Source organism: uncultured Thiodictyon sp. (genome assembly GCF_903828115.1).
Taxonomy (GTDB): Bacteria; Pseudomonadota; Gammaproteobacteria; order Chromatiales; family Chromatiaceae; genus Thiodictyon.
Map to the genome: position 1 here is coordinate 1 of NZ_CAIKKU010000776.1, position 8,371 is coordinate 8,371.

Annotated in this window: 7 protein-coding genes; 6 read left to right on the forward strand and 1 reads right to left on the reverse strand. The window is 56.7% G+C overall.

Annotation, left to right across the window (positions count from 1 at the left end):
- The first annotated feature begins 755 nt into the window (after positions 1-755).
- Positions 756-2,681 (forward strand): hypothetical protein, encoded by a 1,926-nt coding sequence (locus QZY48_RS28440; RefSeq protein WP_295437015.1) that lies wholly within the window; start codon positions 756-758, stop codon positions 2,679-2,681.
- Positions 2,682-3,030: 349 nt separating this feature from the next.
- On the opposite strand, the gene QZY48_RS28445 is transcribed toward QZY48_RS28440, so the two are convergent.
- A complete protein-coding gene (locus QZY48_RS28445) occupies positions 3,031-4,221 on the reverse strand; it encodes an IS4 family transposase (protein ID WP_295437016.1) in 1,191 nt (396 codons plus the stop codon).
- Between the two features lie 310 nt (positions 4,222-4,531).
- Between QZY48_RS28445 and QZY48_RS35105 the strand changes: the two genes are divergently transcribed.
- From QZY48_RS35105 to QZY48_RS28465, 5 genes are all read left to right on the forward strand, one after another.
- Positions 4,532-4,723 (forward strand): peptidoglycan-binding domain-containing protein, encoded by a 192-nt coding sequence (locus QZY48_RS35105; RefSeq protein WP_366929802.1) that lies wholly within the window; start codon positions 4,532-4,534, stop codon positions 4,721-4,723.
- Between the two features lie 617 nt (positions 4,724-5,340).
- Positions 5,341-5,661: a nucleotidyltransferase domain-containing protein gene (locus QZY48_RS28450; RefSeq protein WP_295437018.1), complete on the forward strand. Its 321-nt coding sequence runs from the start codon at positions 5,341-5,343 to the stop codon at positions 5,659-5,661.
- Positions 5,658-6,053, forward strand: a complete 396-nt coding sequence (locus QZY48_RS28455) for a HEPN domain-containing protein (RefSeq protein WP_295437020.1) — start codon at positions 5,658-5,660, stop codon at positions 6,051-6,053. Before QZY48_RS28450 ends, QZY48_RS28455 begins: the two co-directional genes overlap by 4 nt.
- 132 nt (positions 6,054-6,185) lie before the next feature.
- Positions 6,186-6,386 carry a hypothetical protein gene (locus tag QZY48_RS28460; protein WP_295437022.1) on the forward strand — a complete coding sequence of 67 codons (201 nt, stop codon included), beginning with the start codon at positions 6,186-6,188 and terminating at the stop codon, positions 6,384-6,386.
- Between the two features lie 891 nt (positions 6,387-7,277).
- Positions 7,278-8,018 (forward strand): DUF2259 domain-containing protein, encoded by a 741-nt coding sequence (locus tag QZY48_RS28465; RefSeq protein ID WP_295437024.1) that lies wholly within the window; start codon positions 7,278-7,280, stop codon positions 8,016-8,018.
- The last annotated feature ends 353 nt before the right edge of the window (positions 8,019-8,371 follow it).

Below are 8,371 nucleotides of genomic sequence, written 5' to 3' on the forward strand. Positions count from 1 at the left end.
AGGAGCGGCCCCCAGGCCGCGACGGGTTACCGTAAGGGCCTGTAGCCGGAGTGATGATCAAGGCCGCGGGCAGCGGTGTATCGCCAGTTCTGCAAGGACAGCGACTTTACCCCCTTGGAGGACACGGCCAAGCCAGCGGGGCGGGCGATCCGGGCGCAGCCGGGTGCGCACCAAAGCCCCCGGGACGACCGACACCGCAGTCCATAGACCAATCGCGTCATCCGCTGGGCATCGGTTGGGGCCTGCGGTGCCCCTTTTTTCGTCGGCGGCCACAACCACCGTCCGCACCCTTGGCGGGCGCCGGGGTGCGCCTCCTGCTGGGCCATTGCAGCATGGCACCAGCAACGGCGCGGCGCTGATCCGGGATGACGGCGGCTCGGTCGCTGCTGCTGGTGCGGGGCGGCGCCATCCAACGGCTTTCGGCGCGGCCACGCCGATCAAAAAAACGTGATCGAGGTCATTGTTTAACGATCGCCGTGGCTTTACACTCGCGTTCGTTTGTTGCCTGCGTCTGATTTGCGCACTCCTACGTCGGAGCGCTCTGGTCCGTGGGAACATTACAGAAGCCAGACTGAATCGGTCAAGTACCATGGATGCGGCTTCCGTCATGTGCGTCCAACACAGACAGCGGTCTAACGAAAACAGTTGGTGTTTGGATACTTGACTCGATTCGATCTAGAACACGTTAGGCGTCCGCGCCTCCAGTATCAGAAAGTTCGATATTTCGCTGGAGTCGTCCAGCACGGGAGCAAAGTATGCGACAAAAGTTGCGCGCCTCCGAGCGCCGGAGAGGGCAATGGGCGCCGGCTCGATCTTCAAACATTCGACGGTACTTTGAACCGCTCATTGACTTCTTACTCGCCCCATATCCGGTGCTTGAAGGCGCCTCAAACGGGCAGGAGTTGACTTACCTACAAAACAGTGCCGGCGAACCAATTCTCTCTGCACTCATCGATCACAATCAGACAACTTGGTGGCAGCTAGTTGGATACAAAGGAACCGGCAAGAGCACAACAATTAAGGGATTCTTCGGACTCTGGGACGCAGACAGCATTACAAAGTTCCATGAGGAGTCGCTAGTACTGTATTGTTCTTTTAACAGTACTGACCTCCATACTGACGACCCCGATGAGAAGCCGCACAATGCGGTCCGCCGTGTTATTGAGGGAGTCTTAGGCGCAGCCCTCCGCCGCTTGAAGCAAGAACGCGAGGCAAGACGTGATCAGGAACCGACCGCGGCCAGCTTTCACGCGTTCGTCGTCCGTACCAAACCCGACATTCTCTCGCGCTACGAAGAAGATGACTCTATAGACGATACGATACTCCGGGAGTTAAAGGCGTGGGAGTGCGGAAGCCGCATCACATATCTCGCAACGAAGCTAAAGTTTGAGCTGTCGCAACTTCCGCTGCTGACAGACGGGATCGCGGCCGCCTCACCGTTTCTGCAACGGCAACTTGTCGTCATCATCGATGACGTGGAAGGCATCCCCAAAAAGGAGGGCAGAAAGGCGCTTGCACACCTCCTTTCACCGCTTTGGAATTGTTTTCGCAATGGCGTTAGCTATCCAACGAAGTTCCTTCTTGCTACGCGACCTCACACTAGGGATGAGTTTTCCCGGAATCAGGTTTGGACGCCGATAACAGTTGATTTCGCCAACACACTGACTCTCCAGAAACTTCTAGAACATAAAGCAGAACGCTTTCTGGAGCACACACCCGCCGGTCGAGAGCTGTTGGCTCGCCCTACTGCGGCCGAGAGCTTGCGCGTCCTCTGGGCATTGCTTGCACGCTATGGAAGCAATGAAAATCATGAAGTTATACTTGGACTGTCAAATTCGTGCTTTCGTGACAGCCTTAGTCTGCTGACTAATCTACTACAGCACGCACCGACCGACAAAGCAGAACTCGGAGAAACGGCAGGCGGTGGATTCGCTCTAACGACCAAGGGTAATTGGCCGGTCATTCCTAGAGCAAATTTGCTAGAACTTATCGGAAAACGAGGCTATGACGACTTCGCTCCAGACGAGGCAATCGGCCTCATCAATCTTTTCGAGAACGATCCCGACGACGAATCTACTGACTTCCTCATTATTCTGCTTCTACATTGGGCGTGGCATCATTCTAGACGCTATGCTTCACACTGGCCCCGCCTAATTGACGTTCATGTCTTTAAAGAGAACGTTTCGCGTTGCTTGCCCGGCCGACCAATTTTGAGAAAGCTTGACTGGGCAGAAAGACGATGCGAACAAATGGGCCTCCTCGACGACGTTCTTGACCGAGACGACCCGGAAAGAGAGCTTCACCATTTAATGCCAAGGGCTGATCTTCTGTATCAAGAGCTTAGCCAGAGTTCTATTCTCTTGGCTCTTTCTTATCAGGATGTCTATATGGAGGAAGGTGTGCTCTCGAATTTCAAATCTGATAGGCGCGAGCCATTTTTGTTCGCCATACGCCTCTGCCGCCACTTGCTGTTATATGAGCAATCGCTGTTCGACGCGTGTGTCGACAAGAGACTTTTCTGGGAGCGAATTTACCACAAGCGGTTGCTAGCAAAAATCACCCATGTGGGGTTGGAGAAGACGTGGAGCCGTTGGTCTGGCCATAAGCCCCAGGACGCGTATGCGGAATTGAATGCACTCGGTAAAGATATTGCGCGGCTGGAGAGCAAGTATGGCAATTGACTTTCGCGGGTTGTCCCGCGAGCAACTCCTTGCCATTAGGGCTGGTGACGACAAGACCGATTCAGTGATCGCAGCTGACGAACTAGATCGACGAGCAGACCGGAAGCGCTTCTGGCGCAATTTCTTGTTCCCTAACCTCTGGGCAATCGCTGGGTTAGCTCTCTCCCTGTTCGTAGTCCTTACAAAACATAGCGAGAGAACGGAGACCGACCCTGATGTATCTCGCGCGAAACTGGGGACAGACCACGGTTTCTCACTCCCGATGACACTCGGTCCGCGATCACTGTCGCTGATTGGCTCGGGAAACCGTGGTCTGTCCCTGAGGTATCCCCACGAATTTCGCCTCCGTTTATTCATCCAACAATAGCGCCTGATGGAATTGGGCGACCTGCTCTTCCGGCGCTAGGAACTCGGATAGAGCGATCTCCACTTTCGTGATGTTCAGAATGAGCGAGGCAAGAAACGACAGGGAATAGACGCGACGCGTGGAACTGCTCGCGTGCATACCGCGCTGGAGGTTCTTCCGCTCCGCCGTCGCACCGATCATAAAGAGCAGGAAAGCCGCCAGTGCGGCAATCATAACGAGAATGGAAAGGCGCTTGCGGTCGTGTGAACGGTTGGCCTCGTAGCCCTGACCAAAGTACAAGCTCTTCATGTCGCGGAAGCCTTCTTCTATCTGCATACGCTGACGATAGATGCGCACGATCGCCTTCGCTGCCAAATGCCCCAAACGGCGCGTCGCCATGAGCAGCCACGGCTCACGCTGACTGCGGGCGGCCTTGCGACTCTTGCGCGAGCGTGCGATGCGCCCGGATGCTGTCTTATCATGACGACCGCACTTGGGCAACCGTACCAAGACCATGACGACAGGCAATGGATTGCTTCTCACCCAGTCGCCGATGCCGAGCCGAGCGGGTTTCGTTGTTGCCTTTGTAAACAACGACTTGCCACTGATCCAATCGGCGTTCAGGCGCACATAGTCGCGCCCCCGCAGGCGTCCGACCCAGCGCCAGCCAAGGGCCTCGACGGCACGGAAAAAGGGCACCTTAAAGCCAGCATCGGCGATGATGATGGGCGCGGCACCAGGCGGCAACAAGCCCGCCACGGTGTGGAGAAAACGCTCTTGGACCTTGGGGTTGCCGAGGTCGCAGGTGGGATGAATTTCCTCGTAGAGGGTCAAGGCGTGACCGCCGACCGCGATCGACGCGCGCAACAGTTGAAAGGATTGATCGACCTTGATAGGCGACCAGTCGATGAGAATCAGCGGTTCGGGAATCCGGGCCAGGGTCATCCGGCACAGGGCGCCGTAGATCGCCGTGCGCTCGCGATACAGGTGAGGATTGCCGATCACGCGGTCGGCGCGCTTGATCTTGTGTTTCAAGGACGTCGGGCCTGGCAGGCGCCGTCCCACCGAGGTGATGGATAAACCCGTGCCGGCAACGCAGGCGGCCACCATATCGAAGAGCGATAGCAAGCGTTTTGAGTGGATACATGACAACCACTGACCGAGCCAAGAGTGCAATAATGTCGCTGCGTGCATGAGGGGCCTCCTGTGGGGTTTGCCTTCCTAACAGTGTGGCAACAAACCCTCGTGCACGCACACGGAAATCGAAAACTTATTTTAAGCCGCTGTTTTTATGTTTGTTTTCGTGGGGATACCTCAGGGTCTGTCCCCGATTACCCTTCCGATTACCCGGTGGTCTGTCCCCGATTACCCGGTCCCCGATTACCCGTCCCCGATTACCCCATGATCTATACCTTACTCCGGGAGCGCGGGAGTCTTGGTAGACGATCTTGGTCTTATTGCATCCGCAACGTGAAACGTGCTGGAGTTGGATATGCAAAGAGCAATGCGTCGTGGTGATTCGGGACAACATGTGAAAGAGTTACAAGGCTTGCTCAACTCCAAGATTGGGCGCCGACGACTTGCACCAGATGGCCACTTTGGCGAAATGACCGAGAAGGTTCTAACAGATTTTCAACGGCTAGCCCATCTTCAGCCTGATGGCGTAGCAGGCCCGCTTACTTTGCGAGCTTCGTAATAGGGGACAGACCACGATTAATTCTTCTGTCGTAATAGGGGACAGACCACGATTAATTCTTCTGTCGCGCTTGGCAACTCGATCCGAAATAACCAAGTCAGATAGCTTGAAGAATGCTCAATGAAGATTTACCTGGACGTTTGTTGCCTCAATCGTCCCTTTGACGACCAAACACAGGACAGGATTCACCTGGAGTCAGAAGCCGTCCTTGCTATTTTGAAGAACCTGGACGGCGACAACTGGATATGGATCAGTGGGATATCGGGGACAGACCACGTTTAATTGCCACACAACGCGGTGAGGCGCAGTCAGAGAATTAATCGCGGTCTGTCCCCTATTCCGCACCTATTCCGCAGGCCCTATTCCGCACCCTATTCCGCAACAGATTTTTACTAATTGAAGCGGATATCGGGGACAGACCACGTTTAATTGCCACACAACGCGGTGAGGCGCAGTCAGAGAATTAATCGTGGTCTGTCCCCTATTCCGCGCCGCTTCAACTCTAGTGGCTGCTTGTCGATCCGCCTGTAAGTCGCGGATTTGTCTATGCCGAAGCTTAGGTTCATGCTCCTTTATCCGCTCCACTCGATCCGAACCACCTAGCGAGCACGTCGCCCATGAACGCGCCGATCGACACACTGCGTCGGGACCTGAGGACTGGCCTGTCGGAGATCTACGGTCCCCGGCTCAAGGGGCTGTTTTTGTTCGGCTCCTACGCTCGGGGCCAGGCCCAGCCAGAATCGGACCTGGACCTGCTGGTGGTACTGGATCGGATCGACCGCTATGGTGCGGAGATCGACCGCACCGGTCATCTGGCCTCGCGCTTGTCGTTGGAATACGGGATTACGATCAGCCGGGTCTTCGTCTCAGCGCTGGATTGGAAGGAGCGGACAACCCCCTTCTTGGTCAATGCGCGCGCCGAGGCCGTCGCGGCATGACCGAAGACAGCGCCAAGCTATTGGAAAAGGCCGGTCGCGCCATCCGTGCCGCGACTCGATTGCTGGCGGATTCCGACATAGATTTCGCGGCCAGCCGGGCCTATTACGCGATGTTCTACTGCGTGCAGGCATTGCTTGCTGAGAAAGGATTGCGTTTCTCCAAGCACAGCGGAGCAATCGGCGCCTTTGGAGCCCATTTCGCCAAAACCGGGGAGTTGGACCCGCAATATCACCGCTGGCTCTTGGATGCCTTCGACAAGCGTCAACTTGGGGATTACGGAGTGGATGCGGTACTCATCGCGGATGAAATTCGGGAGATGATCGAGCGTGCCACCATCCTCTTGGCGGAGGCGAGACGCCATCTTGAGGATAAGGGGGTCAGGCTCGAATAGAGGAATAAGGGGCCGGCGGATGGGGTCAGGTCTTGACTTATTCCTCCCGGCAGAAGTCAAAACCTGACCCCATTTCCCGTACGAACGCCTGGCTGGCGCAGCATAGCTCAAGACATTTAGAGGTAAGCATTTATGACCGGTATTTCTGAGATTGGGATCGCTGTGGCGAAGCTCTCCCGTCAAGACCTTTCTGCTTTTCGCGATTGGTTTCAGGAATTTGACGCTGACGCTTGGGACCGACAATTGGAAGCCGACGTTTCTGCAGGACGTCTCGACATGCTCGCTGAAGAAGCATTGCGAGACCTTCGGGAGGGACGCTGCACTGACCTGTGAGACACCGCACCAATCCGAAATTCTGGAAATTCTATGCTTTGCTTCCTACAAGTATTCAGCGGCTTGCCGACGAGAATTTTGAGGCTCTAAAATGTGATCCGTACCACCCATCACTATTTTAAGAAATTTAGATGAGCGCAGAAGCGATGACGTTGGATCAGGTAAGGGCCGTTGGCATAGACGCCTTAAGTCGGAGCCTCGGGCCAGTTGGAATGATAAGATTCTTGCAACAAACGGAAATGGGGTGGGGCGACTACACAAGCGATAGAGAAACGTGGCTCGGAGACCCAGACCTAAGGGAACTATTCAATTCGATCAAAGCTAGGAGTTCCGGGGACAGTTTACTTAATTCCCGCGCCCATGAAAGAAAGCCAAGTTTATGCCAAAGCGCAAAATACCTGAAACTTGTCGAATGGTCTGACGAAGATCAATGTTTCATCGGCGAATGCCCCGGAATTATCGGCCCTTGCTGCCATGGTGACGATGAGGTTCAGGTATATGATCAATTGTGCCGAATCGTCGATGAGTGGATTCAAACGATGCAGGATGACGGGAAACCCCTTCCTCCTCCAACTGCGGGCAATAACTTGGCGTCAAGATTATTGGCGATAGCTGCGTAGCTACAAACGACTGATGGGAGGTAATCGTTCAGCCCCCTCGCCGCGGTGCGGCGGGATGGGTTTCGCTGCGCTCTACCCATCCTACGGGAAATCACCACCTGAGACTGCTTGGGGGCGAGCGGACGCCGGGGGGCTAAGCGGTTACGAGGGCAATCGTATCGAGATTGCCGCCTGGCACCCCCTGATCATCACCCGGAACGGCGCGCCGCCGACGGCGGACAGTGCGAGGACCAGGGACAAACCGAGTAGACGTTGCATTGCGAGATTCTACATGATCGATACCAAACAGACCTTGGCCAGCCTTGGCCTCGCCGCCTGGACGGCGCTGGCCGCGGCCGGCGACCAGGCACAATTCCACCCGCTGGGCTTCTCCGAGAGCGGTCAATACTACGCCTTTGCGCAGACCGGCACCCAGGACGGCTCGGGCTTTCCGTATGCCGAGGTCGGGGTGGTCGATGTCGCCAGGAACGAGCTGGTGGCGAGCAAGACCGTGCTCATCGAGTCGGAGAGCGGCGCAAGCCCCGAGCGGGCGCTTAAGCAGGCCTTAGGCGAGGTCAAGCTCAAGCGCTTCGGCATCGTCAAGGGCCAGGAGACGGGAGAAAACCTCCTGTGGCGCGAACCGGGGGACGCGGACGCAGGCGCCCCGAATCGCTTCACCTTCATGAGCATGGGCCACGGGCCGGCGGTCGAGCAGGAGCCGGAGTACGAGATCGTCGTGGAAACGACCAAGACCGCGCCCCCGGCGGACGACCCCTTTTGCGCCGAGCTGGGCGGTGCGCAGCGGCTCAAGCTCTCACTGGCCGGACGGGAGCGCTCCGACGGCGCGGTGCGCGTCCTCCAGGACGACCAGCGGCTGCCCCGGAGCCGCGCCTGTCCGCTCGGCTACCAGGTCCGCGGCATCGTCGAGTACGGCCAGGGACTGGCGGTGGTCCTCGCCTACACCCGCCCGGGGTTCGAGGGGCCGGATACACGCTATATGGTCGTCACCGGCAACGTGGTGCCCCAGCCCTGACCCTGGAAATCAGCCGGCAGGCAATCAGACCCGCGACATTCACTTGCGGAAAAGGGAGAAAAGGGGCCAGAATCGAATACAATCCGGCATCCTGACAAGCCCGACCCGCCGGCCTTGATCATGGTTGTGCGACACGAAGTCGCGTAAGTAATTGTTCTACTGGAAGTCTCTATATGGCGACCTGATGGAACCGACGGTTTCTCCCGTCGTAGCCTAGGAGCACATGCGAGACTGGTAACGGCCCGGTGTGAAGCTGCTCTGACAATGTACTCCGCCCGAAAGGGTAAGACGAGCCCGTGAGGGCGACCACCACTGCAAGCATCATGCGGTAGGAGGCTAGGCTGGGAGGTATG

Excerpts from the sequence above, each read along its gene's own strand:
- QZY48_RS28455 (WP_295437020.1), top strand. The coding sequence starts at position 5,658 with ATGACCGAAGACAGCGCCAAGCTATTGGAAAAGGCCGGTCGCGCCATC.
- QZY48_RS28445 (WP_295437016.1), bottom strand. The coding sequence starts at position 4,221 with ATGCACGCAGCGACATTATTGCACTCTTGGCTCGGTCAGTGGTTGTCA.
- QZY48_RS28450 (WP_295437018.1), top strand. The coding sequence starts at position 5,341 with ATGAACGCGCCGATCGACACACTGCGTCGGGACCTGAGGACTGGCCTG.
- QZY48_RS28440 (WP_295437015.1), top strand. The coding sequence starts at position 756 with ATGCGACAAAAGTTGCGCGCCTCCGAGCGCCGGAGAGGGCAATGGGCG.
- QZY48_RS35105 (WP_366929802.1), top strand. The coding sequence starts at position 4,532 with ATGCGTCGTGGTGATTCGGGACAACATGTGAAAGAGTTACAAGGCTTG.
- QZY48_RS28465 (WP_295437024.1), top strand. The coding sequence starts at position 7,278 with ATGATCGATACCAAACAGACCTTGGCCAGCCTTGGCCTCGCCGCCTGG.
- QZY48_RS28460 (WP_295437022.1), top strand. The coding sequence starts at position 6,186 with ATGACCGGTATTTCTGAGATTGGGATCGCTGTGGCGAAGCTCTCCCGT.